This is a genomic window from Rhizobium skierniewicense, from assembly GCF_014196515.1.
GTDB lineage: Bacteria > Pseudomonadota > Alphaproteobacteria > Rhizobiales > Rhizobiaceae > Agrobacterium > Agrobacterium skierniewicense.
Genome location: NZ_JACIDV010000002.1, coordinates 348,451 through 367,257, shown reverse-complemented (window position 1 = coordinate 367,257; position 18,807 = coordinate 348,451). Strand labels below are relative to the sequence as shown.

Annotated in this window: 18 protein-coding genes; 10 read left to right on the top strand and 8 right to left on the bottom strand. The window is 58.2% G+C overall.

Going from position 1 to position 18,807, the window contains the following annotated elements; genetic code table 11:
• Positions 1-70 precede the first annotated feature (70 nt).
• The 7 genes from GGQ73_RS04495 to dxs all read left to right on the top strand — a co-directional run bounded on the left by GGQ73_RS04495 (position 71) and on the right by dxs (position 6,217).
• Complete coding sequence (locus tag GGQ73_RS04495; RefSeq protein ID WP_183894286.1) at positions 71-751, top strand: energy-coupling factor ABC transporter ATP-binding protein; 681 nt, start codon at positions 71-73, stop codon at positions 749-751.
• Complete coding sequence (locus GGQ73_RS04490; protein ID WP_183894284.1) at positions 748-1,380, top strand: energy-coupling factor transporter transmembrane component T family protein; 633 nt, start codon at positions 748-750, stop codon at positions 1,378-1,380. The genes GGQ73_RS04495 and GGQ73_RS04490 overlap by 4 nt, the downstream gene beginning before the upstream one ends.
• Positions 1,377-1,940, top strand: coding sequence for a biotin transporter BioY (locus tag GGQ73_RS04485; protein ID WP_174152248.1), 564 nt, complete (start codon positions 1,377-1,379; stop codon positions 1,938-1,940). The genes GGQ73_RS04490 and GGQ73_RS04485 overlap by 4 nt, the downstream gene beginning before the upstream one ends.
• 31 nt (positions 1,941-1,971) lie before the next feature.
• A complete protein-coding gene (locus tag GGQ73_RS04480) occupies positions 1,972-2,907 on the top strand; it encodes a histone deacetylase family protein (protein WP_183894282.1) in 936 nt (311 codons plus the stop codon).
• Positions 2,908-2,909: 2 nt separating this feature from the next.
• The gene (locus tag GGQ73_RS04475; protein ID WP_174152246.1) at positions 2,910-3,164 is read left to right on the top strand and encodes an exodeoxyribonuclease VII small subunit; all 255 of its coding nucleotides are present in this window, start codon (positions 2,910-2,912) and stop codon (positions 3,162-3,164) included.
• Positions 3,165-3,281: 117 nt separating this feature from the next.
• Positions 3,282-4,205 carry a pirin family protein gene (locus GGQ73_RS04470; RefSeq protein ID WP_183894280.1) on the top strand — a complete coding sequence of 308 codons (924 nt, stop codon included), beginning with the start codon at positions 3,282-3,284 and terminating at the stop codon, positions 4,203-4,205.
• Between the two features lie 92 nt (positions 4,206-4,297).
• The gene (dxs, locus tag GGQ73_RS04465; RefSeq protein WP_183894278.1) at positions 4,298-6,217 is read left to right on the top strand and encodes a 1-deoxy-D-xylulose-5-phosphate synthase; all 1,920 of its coding nucleotides are present in this window, start codon (positions 4,298-4,300) and stop codon (positions 6,215-6,217) included.
• Positions 6,218-6,570: 353 nt separating this feature from the next.
• Here the strand turns inward: dxs and GGQ73_RS04460 are convergent, their stop codons facing one another.
• Positions 6,571-8,595 (bottom strand): methyl-accepting chemotaxis protein, encoded by a 2,025-nt coding sequence (locus GGQ73_RS04460; protein WP_183894276.1) that lies wholly within the window; start codon positions 8,593-8,595, stop codon positions 6,571-6,573.
• A gap of 271 nt (positions 8,596-8,866) precedes the next feature.
• On the opposite strand from GGQ73_RS04460, the gene GGQ73_RS04455 reads away from it, so the two are divergent.
• Both GGQ73_RS04455 and GGQ73_RS04450 read left to right on the top strand, forming a co-directional pair.
• Positions 8,867-9,619 (top strand): TlyA family RNA methyltransferase, encoded by a 753-nt coding sequence (locus tag GGQ73_RS04455; RefSeq protein WP_183894273.1) that lies wholly within the window; start codon positions 8,867-8,869, stop codon positions 9,617-9,619.
• The gene (locus GGQ73_RS04450; protein WP_183894271.1) at positions 9,616-10,866 is read left to right on the top strand and encodes a class I SAM-dependent RNA methyltransferase; all 1,251 of its coding nucleotides are present in this window, start codon (positions 9,616-9,618) and stop codon (positions 10,864-10,866) included. Before GGQ73_RS04455 ends, GGQ73_RS04450 begins: the two co-directional genes overlap by 4 nt.
• A gap of 3 nt (positions 10,867-10,869) precedes the next feature.
• Here GGQ73_RS04450 and GGQ73_RS04445 read toward each other — a convergent pair whose 3' ends face one another.
• The 3 genes from GGQ73_RS04445 to GGQ73_RS04435 all read right to left on the bottom strand — a co-directional run bounded on the left by GGQ73_RS04445 (position 10,870) and on the right by GGQ73_RS04435 (position 13,841).
• A complete protein-coding gene (locus tag GGQ73_RS04445) occupies positions 10,870-11,193 on the bottom strand; it encodes a hypothetical protein (RefSeq protein ID WP_183894269.1) in 324 nt (107 codons plus the stop codon).
• A gap of 95 nt (positions 11,194-11,288) precedes the next feature.
• Entirely contained in the window at positions 11,289-12,047 is a 759-nt protein-coding gene (locus GGQ73_RS04440) for a crotonase/enoyl-CoA hydratase family protein (RefSeq protein WP_183894267.1), read from the bottom strand.
• 9 nt (positions 12,048-12,056) lie between these two features.
• Positions 12,057-13,841: an acyl-CoA dehydrogenase gene (locus tag GGQ73_RS04435; protein WP_183894265.1), complete on the bottom strand. Its 1,785-nt coding sequence runs from the start codon at positions 13,839-13,841 to the stop codon at positions 12,057-12,059.
• 252 nt (positions 13,842-14,093) lie between these two features.
• Between GGQ73_RS04435 and GGQ73_RS04430 the strand changes: the two genes are divergently transcribed.
• A complete protein-coding gene (locus tag GGQ73_RS04430) occupies positions 14,094-15,089 on the top strand; it encodes a transporter (RefSeq protein WP_183894263.1) in 996 nt (331 codons plus the stop codon).
• Between the two features lie 59 nt (positions 15,090-15,148).
• Here the strand turns inward: GGQ73_RS04430 and GGQ73_RS04425 are convergent, their stop codons facing one another.
• The 4 genes from GGQ73_RS04425 to GGQ73_RS04410 all read right to left on the bottom strand — a co-directional run bounded on the left by GGQ73_RS04425 (position 15,149) and on the right by GGQ73_RS04410 (position 18,761).
• Complete coding sequence (locus GGQ73_RS04425) at positions 15,149-15,643, bottom strand: BA14K family protein (RefSeq protein ID WP_183894261.1); 495 nt, start codon at positions 15,641-15,643, stop codon at positions 15,149-15,151.
• Between the two features lie 227 nt (positions 15,644-15,870).
• Positions 15,871-16,326, bottom strand: a complete 456-nt coding sequence (locus GGQ73_RS04420) for a BA14K family protein (RefSeq protein WP_183894259.1) — start codon at positions 16,324-16,326, stop codon at positions 15,871-15,873.
• A 105-nt stretch (positions 16,327-16,431) separates the two neighbouring features.
• On the bottom strand, positions 16,432-17,505 hold the full coding sequence (locus tag GGQ73_RS04415) for an FAD-binding oxidoreductase (RefSeq protein ID WP_183894471.1): 1,074 nt from the start codon (positions 17,503-17,505) through the stop codon (positions 16,432-16,434).
• A gap of 11 nt (positions 17,506-17,516) precedes the next feature.
• The gene (locus GGQ73_RS04410; protein ID WP_183894257.1) at positions 17,517-18,761 is read right to left on the bottom strand and encodes an aromatic ring-hydroxylating oxygenase subunit alpha; all 1,245 of its coding nucleotides are present in this window, start codon (positions 18,759-18,761) and stop codon (positions 17,517-17,519) included.
• Positions 18,762-18,807 lie beyond the last annotated feature (46 nt).

The following is an 18,807-nucleotide window of genomic DNA, read 5'->3' as shown; positions in this document are numbered from 1 at the left end:
TTTTTGTTCCTTGTTTCGTTTGCCCTCCCATCCGTTTATAGAAACCGGGACATATTTCGGGGACCAGCAGTTGGATATTCGTTTTGACGAAGCAGGCGTAGCCTTCGAGGGCAGAGCGGCAGTAGAGCCGCTGACGCTTGCGCTGACCGAACGACGCATCGGCGTGATCGGCCTCAACGGGTCCGGCAAGACGACCTTTGCGCGGATGATCAACGGACTGACGAAGCCGACCAGCGGCCGTGTCATCGTCAACGGGCTGGATACGGTCAAAGACGCATCCGAGGTCTTGAAGGACGTTGGCTTCATTTTCCAGAACCCGCAAAACCAGATCATCCTGCCGATTATTCGTGACGACATCGCTTTTGGATTGAAAAACAAGGGACTGAAGAGCTCGACCATCGATGAGGCGGTGGATGCCATTTTGCAGCGTTTTGATATCCCGCATCTAAGCCAGCGTCGCGCACACGAACTATCTGGTGGGGAATTGCAGCTCTCCGCTTTGGCGGCGCTGACCATCACACGTCCGAAAATCCTCATCATGGACGAGCCGACGAACCAACTGGACCTAAAGAACCGCGCGCTGGTTGAGCGGACGATGGTGGCGCTGGAACAGGATCTGATCGTCATTACCCACGACCTGCCGCTCTTGGAGACTTTCGACCGCGTGCTTGTGTTTCATCGAAACAGACTGCACGCCGATACCTCTCCCACCGACGCCATTCAGCTTTACCGGAAGCTTGCGCTCACATGAAAAGCCTCCACGTCGAAGGAACCGGCTGGCTCTACCGGATCTCGCCACGCATCAAGCTACTCGGCCTTGCGCTCTTCAGCATCGGCCTGTTTCTGACGCGTGATCCAGTCATCCTCTCCTCAGCGGTTCTCATGGCGGCGGTGGTGCTATGGCAGGCGCATTTGGGGTTTCAGGAAACCGTAGCACGGTTGCGGCCCGTTTTGCTGACGATTGCCGTGATCGCGCTGTTCAGTTTCCTGTTCATGTCGGCGCTGGATGCAGCGATTGCCCTCCTGCGGTTGACGGCGTTGACGGTGCTGGCAACGGCTATAACCGCGAGCGTCAGCATCTCGCAGTTCATGGATGAAATCACCTTCGCGCTTCGTCCACTGGAAAAAATCGGCGTTGCCAATGCCGCCGATGTGGGCTTGGCCGTTGGGCTCGTCGTGCGTTTTGTGCCGGACGTCATCAATCGATACGAGACGCTGCGCGATGCCCATCGCGCGCGCGGAATGAAGGTCAGGCTGCATACGATTCTGGTCCCGCTCATCATTATGACGTTGAAGGACGCCGATGCCATCGCGGATGCCATTGACGCGCGCGGTTTCAGAGGCCAAACCTCAAAAGACATAAAAGGGAGAGTTCCATGAAGACGCGTGACCTCGTTCTGATTTCGCTGTTTTCGGCCATCATCATTGCGCTTGGCCTGCTGCCGCCCATCCCGCTTGGTTTCATTCCCGTTCCCATCACCGCGCAATCGCTCGGCGTCATGCTGGCCGGTGTGGTGCTGGGCGCGAAACGGGGGGCATTTGCCGTACTGCTCACCATTCTTATCGCCGCCATCGGCCTGCCGGTGCTATCGGGCGGTCGTGGCGGTCTTTCCATCTTCTACACGCCGACGACGGGCTTCCTGATCGGCTGGATCGCTGCAGCCTTCACGACCGGATATCTCTCGGAGCGTTTGGTGAAGCGCGATCAATCGGGTCTCGCGCAGGGCGTCGGCTTCTTTCTGGCCAGTGTCGCCGGTGGCGTGATCGTGCTTTACGCTTTCGGCATCACCTATCTCGGTTTTGCAGCAGGCATCGGCTTCACCAAGGCGTTCATCGGCTCCATGGCGTTCATTCCGGGTGATGTCGTCAAGGCGGTCCTCGCTGCGTTGGCTGGTCGTGCTGTCATGGCCGGGTACCCCCTGCTGCCGCAGCGCGCTTAATTCCCTACACAACCGTTCAGGAGTCACCGCCATGGCCACACGGCTTTACGAGCACCCGATATTCCTGGAACACATAACACCGGAAGGGCACCCTGAGCGCCCTGACCGGCTGCGTTCGCTCAACATCGCACTGGAGCATCCGAATTTCGAACGGTTGGACCGGAAGGAGGCGCCGCAGGCAAATGAGGATGCCGTGCTTCTGGCGCACCCGGAAAGCCATCTCATCTCCGTCATGCGACAAATCCCGGAAGAGGACGGCGAGATCAATCGCATCGAGGCCGATACCTATGCTTCACCCAAAAGCCTTCAGGCGGCGCTGACCGGCATCGGTGCTGCGATGGCGGCGGTGGACGATGTGTTCAGCGGCGCAGCCGATAACGTCTTCGTCGCCAGCCGGCCACCCGGCCACCATGCCGAGACGGAAAAAGCCATGGGCTTTTGTCTGTTCAACAATGCCGCCATTGCAGCGCGCCATGCGCAGAAGACCTATGGCGCGGAACGCGTCGCTATCGTGGATTGGGATGTCCACCACGGCAACGGGACACAGGATATTTTCTGGAACGATACATCCGTTCTCTTCTGCTCCACACACCAGATGCCGCTCTATCCCTGGAGTGGTGACAAACGCGAGACAGGCATCAAGAACAACGTCGTCAACGCCCCACTTTCGCCCAACACCGGCAGCGACCACTTTCGCGAAGCATTCAAATCCCGCGTTCTTCCAGCGCTTGCCGATTTCTCCCCCGATCTTATCATCATCTCGGCGGGTTTCGATGCGCATCACCGCGATCCGCTGGCGCAGATCAATCTGGTGGGTGAGGATTTCGACTGGGCAACGGGGCGAATTCTGGAGATGGCCGACAAATTTGCCGCCAACCGGGTCGTCAGCCTGCTTGAAGGTGGTTATGATCTGGAAGGGCTGGCGGAATCGGCAGCCATGCATATTTTGAGAATGATGAAGGGTTGAACATGACGGAAAATGCCAACACAGCCGATGTCAGCGGTTATTCTTTCGAAAAGGCTGTCGCCGAGCTGGAAAGCATTGTCGCCCGTCTGGAACGCGGCGATGTGGCGCTGGACGAATCTATCGCCATTTACGAGCGCGGCGAAGCCCTGAAGAAACATTGTGAAGTCCTGCTGACGGCCGCAGAAAAGCGGATCGAGAAAATCCGGCTGGATCGCGCAGGCAAGCCGGTTGGCGTGGAGCCATTGGACGGCGAATAGGCTCCCTTCCCCGGTTCTTGGGCTTCGACGGACCGCACGAAAACAGACCGTTTAGTATTGATTGCTAACGAACGCCTTGAATCATGGTAAGCTACGACCTGATCTCAGGAGATTGCCATGTCATTTTTTCCGGGAAGAGACCCGGCAGCAGGCGATGCTTTTGCCTGTGACGCCATCGAAAACCTGATTATTCCGCGCTCCAGTGATATTGGCGGGTTTGCCGTGCGCCGGGCCCTGCCAACGCGGGACCGGCGGTTGGTGGGCCCCTTCATCTTCTTTGACCGGATGGGCCCGGCCATTCTCAGAGCCGATCAAGCGCTGGATGTGAAACCGCATCCCCATATCGGCCTTTCGACGGTTACCTATCTGTTTGATGGCGAAATCAAGCATCGCGATAGCCTCGGTACCGAACTGGTGGTCCGCCCCGGCGATCTCAACCTGATGACCGCAGGACGCGGCATTGTGCATTCCGAGCGGACACCGGAAAACCTGCGCGGCCACCCCCTTTCCATGTCCGGTCTGCAAACATGGCTCGCCCTGCCCGATGGCAGCGAAGAAATCGCACCAGATTTTTCCCACACCGGACGCGAGGCCATGCCTGTGATTGAAGTCAAGGGCGCGACCGGCCGGATCGTCATCGGAGGATTTGCAGGCGCTGCATCCCCGGTCAAGACGTTGACCGATACGCTTTACGTTGATCTGACGCTTGATGCCGGGGTCAAGTTTCCCTTTCCAGCTGATCACGAAGAGCGGGCGGTCTATATTCTCTCCGGTTCACTTGATGTCGCGGGTGACGTTTTTGCAGCCGATCAGCTCATCGTCTTCCGCGCGGGCGATGATATTACGTTGAAAGGCGGCATCAGCGGTTGTCACATCATGCTTTTCGGCGGCGCGGCCATGAATTCCAAGCGTTATATCTGGTGGAATTTCGTATCGTCATCAAAAGAACGCATAGAAAAAGCCAAGGAAGAGTGGAGAACCGGGCGCTTCGACATCGTACCGGGGGACGAAGAAGAGTTTGTCCCTTTGCCGCAGAGTTGAAATTCGTTAAAACGAATTAAATCTTGCCGAAGTCTGCATTGCACACCATCTGGTAGCAGCAGGTTGAACCGATAAATACGAAGGCCGAACGATTGACCGGAATGCCAGAGACACCATTGCTTGACCGGGTGAAATTCCCATCCGATCTCAAGTTGATCGAGGATCGCGATCTGCCGCAATTGGCCAGAGAATTGCGCGACGAGATGATCGATGCTGTCTCAACGACCGGCGGCCATCTGGGTGCAGGTCTGGGCGTGGTCGAACTGACCATTGCCATCCACAAGGTGTTCAACACACCGGACGACCGGCTCATTTTCGATGTCGGCCATCAATGTTATCCGCACAAGATTCTGACGGGCCGCCGTGATCGCATTCGCACCTTGCGCCAGGAGGGCGGTCTGTCCGGCTTCACCCGCCGCGCCGAAAGCGAATATGATGATTTCGGCGCCGGCCACTCGTCCACCTCCATTTCCGCAGGTCTCGGCATGGCTGTAGCGGCTGAGCTTGATGGCAGCGACCGCAAGGTGATTTCCGTAATCGGCGATGGCTCCATGTCCGCTGGGATGGCGTTCGAGGCGCTCAACAATGCCGGTGCGCTGGATGCCAGGCTGATCGTCATCCTCAACGATAACGACATGTCGATTGCACCGCCAACGGGGGCGATGAGCGCGTATCTGGCGCGTCTCGCCTCCGGGCGCACCTATATGGGCTTTCGCGATTTCGGCAAGAAGCTGACGGCCTATCTCGGCAAGACCATCGACCGGGCGATTACGCGCGCTGTGACCCATGCACGGGGCTACGTCACAGGTGGCACCCTGTTCGAAGAACTCGGCTTCTACCACATCGGCCCTATCGACGGTCACTCCTTCGAGCATCTTTTGCCCGTTCTGCGCAATGTGCGCGACAACCAGAAAGGCCCCGTGCTGATCCATGTCGTGACGCAGAAGGGTAAGGGCTACGCCCCTGCCGAAGCGGCCGCGGACAAATATCACGGCGTCAATAAGTTCGACGTCATCACCGGGGCGCAGGCAAAAGCCAAGCCTAATGCACCCAGCTATACCAGCGTGTTTGCAGAAGCGCTGATCCACGAAGCCACGCTGGATGACAAGATTGTCGGCGTCAGCGCCGCGATGCCAAACGGAACCGGTCTGGATAAACTGGCCGAACTGTTCCCGAAACGCAGTTTCGATGTGGGCATTGCCGAACAGCATGCCGTGACCTTCGCGGCGGGCCTTGCTGCCGATGGCTACAAACCGTTCTGTGCGCTGTACTCCACCTTTCTGCAACGCGGTTACGACCAGCTGGTGCATGATGTGGCGATCCAGAGCCTGCCGGTGCGCTTCCCGATAGATCGCGCCGGGTTTGTTGGTGCTGATGGCCCCACGCACTCGGGCTCTTTCGACACCACTTTCCTCGCTACCCTGCCCGGCATGGTGGTCATGGCGGCGTCTGACGAAGCAGAGCTGAAACATATGGTGCGCACGGCGGCCGCCTATGACGAGGGTCCAATTTCCTTCCGCTATCCGCGCGGCGAAGGCGTCGGCATCGAAATGCCTGCGCGTGGTGAAATTCTAACGATCGGCAAGGGTCGCATCGTCAAGGAAGGCTCCAAGGTCGCCCTGCTTTCCTTCGGCACCCGTCTTACCGAGTGCATGTCTGCTGCGGAGGATCTGGACGCGGCGGGCCTTTCCACCACCGTTGCCGATGCACGGTTTGCTAAGCCGCTGGACCTCGATCTCATTCGTCAGCTCGCCAGCCATCACGAAGTTCTCATTACCATCGAAGAAGGTTCGGCGGGCGGCTTCGGCGCGCATGTCCTGCACTTCATGGCAAGTGCCGGTCTCCTCGACACCGGCCTGAAGGTCCGTACGCTGACACTTCCCGACCAGTGGGTCGAACAGGCCAAGCCGGAAATCATGTATGCCAATGCGGGGCTTGATCGTGCAGGTATCGTTTCCACGGTCTTCAAAGCGCTGGGCCAAAAGCAGGCCGGGCTTGGTGTCGCCGGATAATCCCGTTTCCCGACTCGATAAGCCATTAGAGCGTTTCCTTGTTAAATGGAAACAGTTCTGTTGGTTCAAACGGGATCGACTGCTTGTCCGGATGGCGCGTGGCGTAGCCTTAGCATGCGGCCAAGCCGTCCGGGCAGGCAGATGGCCCGTTTCAACCAACCCAGAGGGCCGGAGCATATTTCCGCCAGGACAACGGCGATCGGCTCGGCCGTACCTTAGGGTATGCCCTTCGTCAATCGCCGTTGTCCTGACGAAAATCTGCTCCGGCAGAACGTTTCCATTTAACAAGGAAACGCTCTAAAAAACCCGCCAGATCGCTCCGGCGGGTTTTGCGTTTCAAGTCATGGCTTATCTCAGAATTCTTCCCAGTCCTGTGCCACCGGCTTGGCGGATGTTTCGGCCTTGGGCGAGAAGGCTTTTGCCAGGCTCTGGCCGAGCGCGCGCGCCGGAGACGAAACAGGACGCGCCGTTGGCTGAGCAATCTTTGCTGCAGGGCGTGGAGCCTGCGAATAGACCGGCTTCGGCGCCGACGCAGAGAAGGAGCGCGGTGCAGTGTGCTGTGCTGGTGCAAAGGCTGGGGCGGCACGGGCGCCATTGCCCAGGTTGAACTGGCCGATGAGGTCGTTCAGTGCTTCTGCTTCGCGGGCAAGGGCGTGGCTCGCGGCTGTCTGCTGCTCCACCATCGCGGCGTTCTGCTGCGTGCCTTGATCCATCGTGTTGACGGCCGTGTTGATTTCCTGAAGACCGGTTGCCTGTTCGCGGGCAGCCGTGACGATGGTGCTGACGTGGGTGTTGATTTCCTCGACTTCAGCGATGATCAGTTCCAGCGCCTTGCCGGTTTCTCCGACGAGGTTCACGCCGTTTTCGACCTGCTGGGTAGAGGCGCTGATCAGTGTCTTGATCTCCTTTGCCGCGTTGGCAGAACGCTGCGCCAGTTCACGCACTTCCTGCGCAACAACCGCAAAGCCTTTGCCCGCTTCACCGGCACGCGCCGCTTCGACACCGGCGTTCAAAGCCAGAAGATTGGTCTGGAACGCGATGTCGTCGATGACACCGATAATATTGGTGATTTCGCCCGAAGACTTTTCAATGGCCTGCATGGCAGAGACGGCGCTGCGGACGACGGTGCCTGATTTTTCAGCTCCGGAGCGTGCACGCTGAACCAGAGCGCTTGCCTCTTCTGCGCCCTTGGCGCTGTCACGCACGGTGGTCGTGACTTCTTCGAGCGCTGCGGCCGTCTCTTCGATAGAAGCCGCCTGCTGCTCGGTGCGACGCGACAGATCATCGGCAGACGACAGCATCTCGGACGCACCGGCATTGATGGCGGACGCATTTTGACCGACCGTGCGCATGGCTTCCTGAAGCTTGTCCAGAGAGTTGTTGAAGTTGACGCGCAAGGGCTCGATGAACTCGGCAAACGGCGTGTCGATCCGGTAAACCAGATTGCCGTCGGCCAGCGCTTGCAGACCCTTGGCCAATTCATCGCGCGCAAACGTCTGTTCAGCTTCGGCGCGGGCTTTGTCGGCTTCATGGCGACGACGATCTGCCTCTGTCGAGGAGCGCATACGGTCGCTTTCGTCCGAAAGGCGGGACTTTTCGATACCGGCTTCCTTGAAGACCAGAACGGCTTGCGCCATCTTGCCCACTTCGTCGCCACGGTCCAGTGCTGGAACCTCGACGGTGGTGTCACCACCGGCAAGGCGGCTCATCGCATCCGTCATACCGACAATCGGCGAAACGATGGCACGCGATAACGACCAGATCAGCACAACGGCAACGAGACCAGCGGCAGCACCGCCACCGAGAAGCGCAAGCTCAAGGTTGGTATGGGCGGCGGCCTGTGCAGCAACCTGCGCTTCGGACGCGGTGGTCAACTCCGCCTTGATCTTGGCCGCAGCGGCACGGAAACTATCCAGCTGGCCCTTGGCCTGATTGCGTCCAATCTCGATGACCTCGGAAATCGGCGCCTCGGTGTTCTTGCGGGCTGCCATCTGAGGCTGAGCCAACTGCGTATAGAACACGGTGGCCGTTGCCTGCATGTCATCGATGGATTTCAGAATGTCGGGCTGGCCGGCGGCCAAGATACGGGCTTCGTCCAGTTTCTTCAACATCAGGTCGCGCTGGGCAAACACATCATTATACGTGCTGTCGCTGCGAAACAGCAGGAAGCCGCGCTGGTTGACCGCCTGCTCCAGCATCGCCGCTTTTGCATCATCGATATTCGACACGATTTTGGCGGTGTTCGTCTGACGTTCAGAAACACGCTTGGCTTCAATCGTCTGCATGAATACAATCGCTGACGCCACCAGGCAAACAGCCATCAGGGCAACGAATGTGACGACCAGCTTCAGGTTGATAGGTAGATTTTTCAAAGACATCGAGAACTCTTTCGACACGCTTTCGGTGTGACAACAGGCAAGCAGCCTGGACACCACGCAATCTCTTTCGGGGAGGCCCGCCTTCATGGCGGAAATGTTACGTCTAAAATCAGTTATACGAGACAATGCCATAAAGCCGTTTATTTTCGCTTAAGCGCTGGGGAGGACCACAGGTGCTGGACCAGTGTGGAAACTATGTTTTGCGCTCCGCTCAGTGCTTGGCCGTTACAAAATGCTTGCTTTCCGGGCTTTTGGCAGTCATTGACACAACATGTCTCATTCATCTGAAAATCACCGGCTGGACCAGCTTCTGGTATCGCGCGGCCTGTTTGCCAGCCGCTCCCGTGCACGCGATGCCGTGGCGCGCGGCACCGTTCGCGTCAATGGCAAGGTCGTCACAAAACCCAGCCTGACATTCCCGGGAAATGTCGTCTTTGAGATCAGCGATCCCGCGCAGGATTACGTATCGCGCGCGGCATTGAAACTGGTTGCAGCACTCGACTATTTCGAACTGGACCCACGCAATCTGGAATGTCTTGACGTTGGCGCCTCCACGGGTGGCTTTACCGAGGTGTTGCTGAAACGCGGCGCCTCCCACGTCACCTCTATCGATGTCGGCCACGGCCAAATCCATCCCCGCATCGAAAACGACCGTCGTGTTACCAGCATCGAAGGTTTCAACGCACGTTTCCTGACAAGCGACGATATCGATAACCGGCCGATACGGTTTATCGTGTCGGATGTGTCGTTCATATCGTTGAAGCTGGCGCTCGCGCCTGCCCTCGAATTGGTCGAGTCCGGTGCGCTGGCCATTCTGCTCGTCAAGCCGCAATTCGAAGCAGGACGCGATGCGATCAGCAAGGCCGGCCTGCTGAAAGAGCCTGAGACAGCACCGGCTGTTGCCGCAGAACTTGAGCGCTGGCTGGTGGAAGACATGGGCTGGATCAGCCTTGGCCTCATCCCCTCCCCCATAGCTGGTGGCGATGGGACCGAGGAGTTTCTTCTCGGAGGTCGCAAGCCATGACAGCCCAGACCGTGAAAATACAAGGCCTCGGCGCGCAGGGCGATGGCATCGTGCACGACGCGGATGGGCCGATCTTCGTCCCATTCGCGCTGCCCGGAGAGACCGTTGCGATTGCCCGGATCAAGGATCAGGGCACCATCATGTCGATCACCGAAGCGGCACCCGAGCGGCGCGAGCCTGCCTGTCGCCACTTCGGTCCCGATGGCAAGAACGGCACCTGCGGAAGCTGTTCCCTGCAGCATCTGGCCGATGAACCCTATCACGTCTTCAAGCGCAGCCTCGTCGTCGCCGCATTGAAATCCAAAGGTCTCGACGCCGAAGTAGGAGCATTGGTGCACTGTCGCCCCGGTGAAAGACGCCGTGTCGTCTTCACCGCCCGCAAAACCGAAAAAGGCCTCCTGCTGGGCTTCAGTCAGGCCAACAGCCACCATATCGTCGCCATCGAAGAATGTCCCGTCACGACCGATGGTATCGTCTCGCGTCTCGATGCGATCCGAGCCATCGGTGCACCGCTTGCAACGACCGCCGAACCGTTCCGCATCACCGTGATGGAAACGCTTTCAGGGCTTGATATTTGCTTCGAAGGTATCAAAACGGCCAGCGACAAGCAGCGCCGTACTGTCACTGAAATCGTGCTGTCGATGCCCGGTATTGCCCGTGTTTCGCTCTCGGGTGAAATCCTGATCGAACCACTGAGGCCTGTTATTCAATTCGACGGCGTCAACATCACGCCCCCCGCGGGTAGTTTTGCACAGGCCACGAAGCAAGCCGAAGACGCCATGGCCGAACTGGTTGTCGCGCATGTCGGCAAATCCAAGCGCATCGCCGACCTGTTCAGCGGCTCCGGCACCTTTGCCCTGCGGCTGGCCCGTCTGGGTAAGGTTCACGCGGTGGAGGCCGAGGACAAGGCGCTCAAGGCGCTTGATCTTGCGGCCCGCAACACGCAAGGCCTGAAACCCGTAACCATTGAAAAGCGTGACCTTTTTCGCCATGCACTGACCGTCAAGGAACTGAAGAACTACGATGCCGTGGTCTTCGATCCGCCACGCGCAGGGGCAGAGGCCCAGTGCAAGGAACTGGCCCGCAGCGGCGTGAAGAAGATCGTCGCTGTCAGTTGCAACCCGCTGTCGCTGGCACGAGACCTCGCTATTCTGGTTGAGGGTGGTTATCGCCTGACCAAAGTCACGCCTATCGACCAATTTTTATGGTCGCCGCACGTGGAAGCGGTCGCAACGCTCGAAAAGTAACGCTTACCAGGCGGTATCGATATTGCCGTTGCCGACCACGCCGCTGCAACGACAGCGTCCACCAACCCGTCCTTGCTGAACAGGGCAGACATAGGGTCGCGAGCGGTTGGCGCTATCAGGTGGCGTGACAACGCAGACGAAGCGCTGATGGCGGCGCTCATAACCGTTGTTTTGGTTGGACGAACCCGCCTGACTGTTGAAATTTTGCACGTCAATGATATCGCTGTGCGCCAGCTGCGACATTGAGGGCGGCTGAAGGCTGGCCGCACCGGCGACAGTGGACAGCGACATGATGATGGCAAGCATTGCGAAAATGAGCGGGCGCATGGATGGGCTTTCTTGAAAACGGAGTTTCCTTCCCCAAAGACTAAACAGCCTTCTTTGGCAATTCCACAAGACCCGCCCATTTTCACCAGCCACGCTTAACGACGCATGAATGCCTCGAACGCCGCTCTGGCTTCCTCACTCTGTAGCTGGGCAGCAAAATGCACGATTTCAGCGTCGATCCGCGCCCGAATGTCAGCGCTGTCTCCACGGAGAAGATCACGGGCGATCTTGAGCGCCTGCGGTGGCTTTGCTGCAAGCGATGACGCAATTTTCAGCGTTTCGCTCTCGACGTCGGCTTCGGGCACGACTTTCCATATCAACCCAGCCTGAAGCGCCTGTTCTGCCGAAAAGCCTTCGCCTGCGGCCAGCAGCGCGAAGGCACGCTGGTGGCCCATGATGCGCGGCACGAGCAGGCTGGAAGCCGCTTCCGGCACCAAAGCCAAATCCACGAAAGGCGTCTTGAACAGACTGCGGGCAGAAGCAACCGTCATGTCGCAATGCAGGTTGAGCGTGGTACCGATGCCGATGGCGAGACCATCCACACCGGATACGATGGGTTTTTGAACGCCGACCAGCGCATGCAGGAAATCCCCCGCCGCCAGCCGGCCCTTGCCGCCGGACATGGCAAAGGCCATGAAGTCAGCCATGTCATTACCCGCCGAAAAGCAGCCGTTTGAGCCGAGAAAGGCGATGACGCGAATTTCAGCATCCGCATCTGCCGTCTGCAAGGCCTCGATCATGGTGCGATACATGGCATCCGTAATGGCGTTTTTCTTGTCCGGTCGGTTGAAACGAATGACCAGCACGCCGGGTGCCGCTTGCGGACGTTCAACAAGGATATGATCGGCAGACATGAGAACTCCTTAGGCCAGAACGGCGCGGGCGGCTTCAAGGCTCGCGGCTCCAGATATCACACGATCCTTCAAGGCGGACGTTTCAGCAAGAAGGTTCTCCGCAGTGAAACGGCAAAGCGCGGTGCGGTTTGTCCCCTGCCCGTCGTCGACCGAAGCCAAAGCACCCTTGGCCAGATAGACCCCGGTCAGAGCCAATCCGAACAAACGCTGGTACGGTGTGGCACCGGCAAGTGCTGCGGCAGTTTCGCCCTTTGCCAAGGCACCCAGCAACCAATCGGTCGACTCTTCCAGATCGGCAATGCTCCGGTCGAGATAGCGGGCCGTCTCGCCAAGCTCCGGTGTGTTAGAAGCATGCACCGCTTGTGCCTGTTCTTTCAATTCGGCGATAAACCCACGCACCTGCGCGCCCTCGGAGAGCAGCAATTTGCGCGTGACAAGATCGATGGCCTGAATACCGTTGGTGCCTTCATAGATCGGTGCGATACGCGCATCGCGCAGGTAACGGGCCGCACCCGTTTCCTCTATGAAGCCCATACCGCCATGCACCTGAATGCCGAGCGAGGCCACGTCCACGCCGGCATCGGTTGAGAAAGATTTGGCAATCGGTGTCAAAAGGGCCGCCCGTTCCTGCCAGAACGTGCGCTCCGCTGCATCGGTTTTCACATGGCTCATATCGATGGCATGGGCGCAGGAGAAGGAAATGGCGCGGGAGCCTTGGGTCAGCGCCTTCATGGTCAGAAGCGTTCTGGCGGTGTCAGGATGCTCGATGATCGGGCTCATGCCCGTCGCTTTGGTACCGGGTGCTTTGCCCTGGGCGCGCTCCTTGGCATAGGCAATCGCCTTCTGCGTCGCCGCTTCGCAGATGGCCACACCCTGCATGCCCACGGCCAGACGTGCATTGTTCATCATGGTGAACATGCAAGCAAGACCCTTGTTCTCTTCACCCACGATCCATCCGATAGCACCCTTCTCGGAACCATAGCGACCGTCACCGAAAATCATCGTGCAGGTGGGGGAGCCGTGAATACCCAGCTTGTGCTCCAGCGCGTGGCAGAAGAGATCGTTGCGTTCACCGGGATTGCCTGCCTCATCGGGCAGGAATTTCGGGACGAGAAACAGTGAGATGCCGCGTGTACCCGCAGGCGCATCCGGAAGGCGCGCCAACACCAGATGGATGATGTTGTCGGCTGCGTCGTGCTCACCCCAGGTGATGTAGATTTTCTGGCCGAAGATCCGATAGCTGCCATCACCGACGCGCTCTGCCCGGCTTTTCAAGGCAGCGAGATCCGATCCGGCCTGCGGCTCCGTCAGGTTCATGGTGCCGGTCCAGACACCGGATACCAGTTTTTCCAGATAGATCGCTTTGAGATCGTCGCTTCCATGGGTGGCGATGGCTTCCACCGCACCCATTGTCAGCGTCGGGCAAAGGGCAAACGCCATGGAGCCGGAGTTCCACATCTCAAGAGCTGCGACATTCAACAGATGCGGAAGAGCCTGTCCGCCGAATTCTTCCGGCGCGGTCAGGCCGTTCCAGCCGCCGTCTGCCCAACGGCGGTAGAGATCGGCCCAGCCATCTGGCGTGCGCACGACACCATCCACGATGGTGGAGCCTTGGCGATCACCGATCTCCGCCAGAGGCGCAACCTCTTCGGTGGCGAAACGACCGGCCTCATGGAGAATGGCATCGACGGTATCTTCATCGAGATCACCGAACGCGCCCTGTTCCAGCGCGACCTTCAGGCCTGCCACGTGTTTCAGCGTAAAAGCGATATCGTCTACCGGTGCGAGATACATTCTGCCTCCTCCCGAAGCGTCAAAATTGCAAAGCGATAGCCTTCGGGGCTAATTGATTTTTACGTAAACGTCAATTTGAAATATCCCCGATGTGTTCAACTTAAAGCGTGGTGCGGTCTGCTTTCGTAACCGGCCTGCGCCAATCGGCATGACCGTAATCAAACTGTCACAAAACTCTGGTCAGCATGAGTTCGTCGCATAAGCGGGATTGTCTTCCGCTCCTCGCCGCGACCGTGTTTCAGGATCAAGCGCATGGACATTCCTCACCCCGCCATTCCCGGTCTCGTCTGGGCCTACCGTTTTCGCCCCGGGGTCGAGCCCTGCGTCCGATTGGGCGCTGACGTAACACTTGCCGATCTCCAGACCGAAGACGGTTTTTTCTGGCTACACTTGAACCTCGCAGATTCACGCGTCGCGGGCTTTCTGGAGAGCGTTCATGCACTCGATGACAGTATCAAGGCGAACCTGACAACGCATGAAACGCACCCTTCCATCGTCGTCGATGACGGCGCGCTCTATGGAACGCTGATCGATTTCCAAAGGGAGTTCGATCAGGAAACCCGCGATATCGGTTGGCTGCATTTTGCGCTGGGCGAACGCTACATCATCACGACCCGCTTGCAGCCACTTCGGTCCATCGACCGTCTGCGCGCCGCTATCGACAAAAACCCGAAGCGCTTTTCCACGCCCTCGCATGTTTTCGAGGGCCTCGTCGCGGAATTCCAACGCAGCCTGATCGCGCTGGTGATGGAAACGACGGAGGAGTTGAATGCCATAGAGGATTTCGTTTATGACGCCACGCCCTGCGACGAACGTCGCAGGCTGGCGCCGGTACGCCGTACCGTGGTGCGCCTCCACCGGCATCTGCGCACGGTGCTGACACTGATGCGCAGGGCGTCCGCGGCCGATGACGAGGAAATGCCATTCGGCTTCGAAGAGATCGCGGCCCGTCTGACCGGACGACTTGAGTCCATCGATCACGATGTCTACGCGCTTCAGGAGCGGGCAAGGCTGCTACACGAAGAGGTCGATTCGAAGCTTTCCTCGGAAACCAACCGGCATCTCTACATCCTGTCGCTGATGACAGCGTTTCTTTTGCCTCCGACGCTCGTCACTGGTTTTTTCGGCATGAACACCGGTGCCCTCCCCTTTACGGAAGGAGCCAGCGGCACGATCTATGCCGCCAGCTTCATCGTTGCATCCATTCTCTTTGCCTGGATCATCCTGCGCCGTGTCGGCATTCTCTAAATGCAAAACGCCGCCCGGATGGAGCCGGACGGCATTTCTCACTTTGAAACTTATGTCGATCAGCCGTAAGGCGAATAGCATGGCTGGCGTGGGCCGTTATAAGGCTGGAACGTGTTGCTATAGGCATCATACGAACGGTAGCGACCCGAGCACCAGTTCACGTGGCTTTGGCTCAAGCCGACACGCGGAGCAGCGCGGTAGACCGGACGCGGACGGTATTCCGGCACAGGGCGGTAAACTTCGCGAGGCTGAGCTAGGGCGCCGCCAATGATAGCACCAGCGCCAAATGCGGCCAGCGGGAACCAGTAGCCATTGTGGTGGCGATATCCCGGACGGTAATCACGATAGCCACGATGGCCGCGATAATAACCGCCACCATAGTCACGTCTGTAACCACGGTCACGCCAGTACTGGACGTTCACCACACCACTATCGGCCTTCTCGACGGCTGGTGGAGCAACGGTCAGTGGCATGGCCTGCGCAGGGACGATGGAGCCTGCGGCGATCAACGCCGAGAAACCGGCGGCCCAAAGGATTTTCATATAGTTTTGCATCTGATTTCCTCCATCCACGGCCGGATACACTGCCGGCGCATTGTGAATAACGATGTTCTTCTTTTGATATTCCGTTTACGAAATGCGGTTCAATTTATATATTGTTCAGAATATAAATGGCTAGCTGAACCCAGCATTAACAGTTCGTTCACAGTCACTTGATCGGCTCTGAATTGAAACAATAGAAAAAGCCCGGCATGATGCCGGGCTTGATTTAAATCTGCATATCACGGCGAAACGCACTGACGGCGGGGGCCATTGTTAGGCTGGAACGTGTTGTCATAGGCGCGATACGAGCGGTAGCGGTTCGCGCACCATTGCTGATGGCTGCTGCCGTATGACGGACGCGACTGAGACACCGCACCACCGATGATCGCACCGGTCGCGAAAGCAGCCAGAGGGAACCAGTAACCATTGTGCTGGCGATAGCCACGGCGGTATTCGCGGTAACCTCGGTGACCGTTGTAATATCCGCGTCGTGCCTCGGAGCGACGGAAATCGCGATCACGATGGCGATAATAGCGACGTTCACCGTAACTGAACTGCACAGGAACAACGTCCTGTGTTGTTGCCTGAACAGGCTTTACCATTGGGATCGGGGCCTGAAAAGCCTGCGACGGTGCGAAGCTAGTCAGAAGCATGACGACTGCGGTAGCGACGCTCGTCTTGCGCAAATTCAGCATGAGTTTCCTCCATTGTGGACACGACGCGTTGAACCGCGTTTCGATGAGCACCTAACGGAAAGATCGGATATTGGTTCCATTGCGCAAAATGGAACCCAAGTATCATCACGCCTCTACTTGAACATCCGTCAACGGACGCGAGCAGCAGGCAAGGATATATCCCTCCTCGATATCCTCGTCGAGAATGCCGCCATTGTGGTTCATTTCAACCTCGCCCGAAAGCTTCAGAACGCGGCATGTTCCGCATATGCCGGATTCGCAGGCCGCGCCAATGCGCACACCCGCCGCACGTGCGGTCATCAGGATCGTCTGGCCCGGCTGGCAGGGGACGTCCTTGCCGGAAAGCGTAAAGCCGATCTTCGCCAGGACCTCGCCATCTTCAAGGGCCGCACTCGGGCCGACCGCAACGGGCGTTGCGGGAGCAAAGCTTTCCTGATGATAGCGCGCCATGTCGAAGCCCGACGCTTCCAGCATGGAATGGATGGCCGCCATAAACGGTTCAGGACCACAGCAAAATACTGTGCGGTCCATGAAATCATGCGAGAGCAAAGCGATCTTGGCCTTGTCGACCATACCCTTCAGCCCAGACCACAGATCGGTACGCCCGCAATTTTCAACGATGAAACCAAGCGAAAGATTGGGCATGAAGCGGGCAAGATATTCGAGTTCGTGCCGGAAGACGATATCGGAGGGAGAGCGCGAGCAGTTGATGAAATGAATGTCGCTTAGCGGTGCGCGGTCGCTCATGTCCCGCACCATCGACATCATCGGCGTTACGCCGGAACCTGCCGAGATGAAAAGATACTTGTCGCCGGGATGGCGCACATAGGAAAAATCCCCCAGCGGTCCCAGCGCGCGAATGCGCATGCCCGGCTTGAGGTTGTTGAACATCCAGCGTGTTCCGATGCTGGCGGCTTGCGCCTTGACTGTGACGGCCAGCGCATAGGGGCGCGATGGACTGGACGACAGCGTGTAGGTGCGAAACAGAGGCTCCGGCCCGACCGGAAGTTCCAGAGTCACGAACTGACCCGGCAGATAACGAAACCAGTTGGGACCTTCGGAGCGAAACAGGAATGTCATCACGTCAGGCGTTTCGGGCGTGACCGAAATGCATTCCAGCATGTGAAGCTTGTCGCTCCACGGCTTCATTTCGTCGATATGCCTGTAGGTGGTCGCCATGTTCACCAAGGTCATGCGACAGCCGAGAGTTTTTGCTTGTCTCCCGACAGACGGTCGATCATGAAATCGGAGTACCAGTTTACGAATTGCATGACACCGCCTTCGTCTTCCGGTGAATAGGGCCCCGGCTCATAGGCAGGCGAACGGATGCCGAACGCATTTTCCTCGACGATGCGGCGGTCCTGATCATTGGTCTCGTTCCAGACATGCGTCAGGTCTTCCAGATTGTAATCGACACCTTCAACGGCGTCCTTGTGGACCAGCCATTTGGTCGTGACCTGTGTCTCCTGCGGCCCAAGCGGCACCACACGGAAGGAAATCAGGTGGTCACCGAGGAAGTGGTTCCACGTCGTCGGGTAGTGGAACAGCAGCAGTGTACCGATATGGTCGATGGTCACATCGTCGGACAACGGGCGGCGCACGGCACGCTTGCCGGACATCGTATAGCTTTCCGCTTCTCCGATCAGCGGCATGCGCGCCACGCGGAATTGTCCCTTGGGATCCATCTTAAAGCGGCTGGGGAGGCCGGCGGCCTCGCAGCGCGCCCAATGACCGCCGATTTCAGGATCGCTGGCACCGCCATCCGTGCCTGTCACGCTCGGGTTTTCCGGGTAGGTGCGGCACAGCTCGGGGTGGTTGGCGGCGCAGTGATAGCACTCGCGATTGTTTTCCCAGACGAGCTTCCAGTTACCCTTTTCGATGATGGTGCTTTCATGGGCGACTTTCGCCTCCCAGATGCGGTGCGGCGCCATGTAGGCTTCGACTTCGGCACGCACCGGAGCGAAATCCATCGGCTGCTCTGCCAGACAGATGAAGACGTAGCCAGCAACGGCTTCACAGGCGATCGGCTTCAGACCGAAATCTTCCTTGTTGAAATCGTCGCCCATGTGGCGGGCAAACAAAAGCTTGCCATCCAGGTCGTAGGTCCATTGGTGATAGGGACAGACGAGGCGAGCGGATTGACCCTTCTGGCTGGTGCAGACGCGTGAACCACGGTGCCGACAGGAATTGTGGAAGGCACGTATGGTGCCATCCTTGCCACGCACGATGATGACAGAGTAGTCACCGATTTGAACCGTGAGGTAGGTCCCGGCCTTTGGCACTTCGCAATCATGCGCCACAAAAAGCCAATCGCGATACCAGATATTTTCCATATCCAGCTGGAAATAGTCCTGATCCACGTAGAAAGGTTGCTCCAGCGTGAAGCCTTCACGACGGTTTTTCAGTTGGCGCAATACGGTTTCACGCAAATCCATGGCCATGTCCTCGAAAAGTCGCGGCTCGCTTCCAAAGCATCCCCCC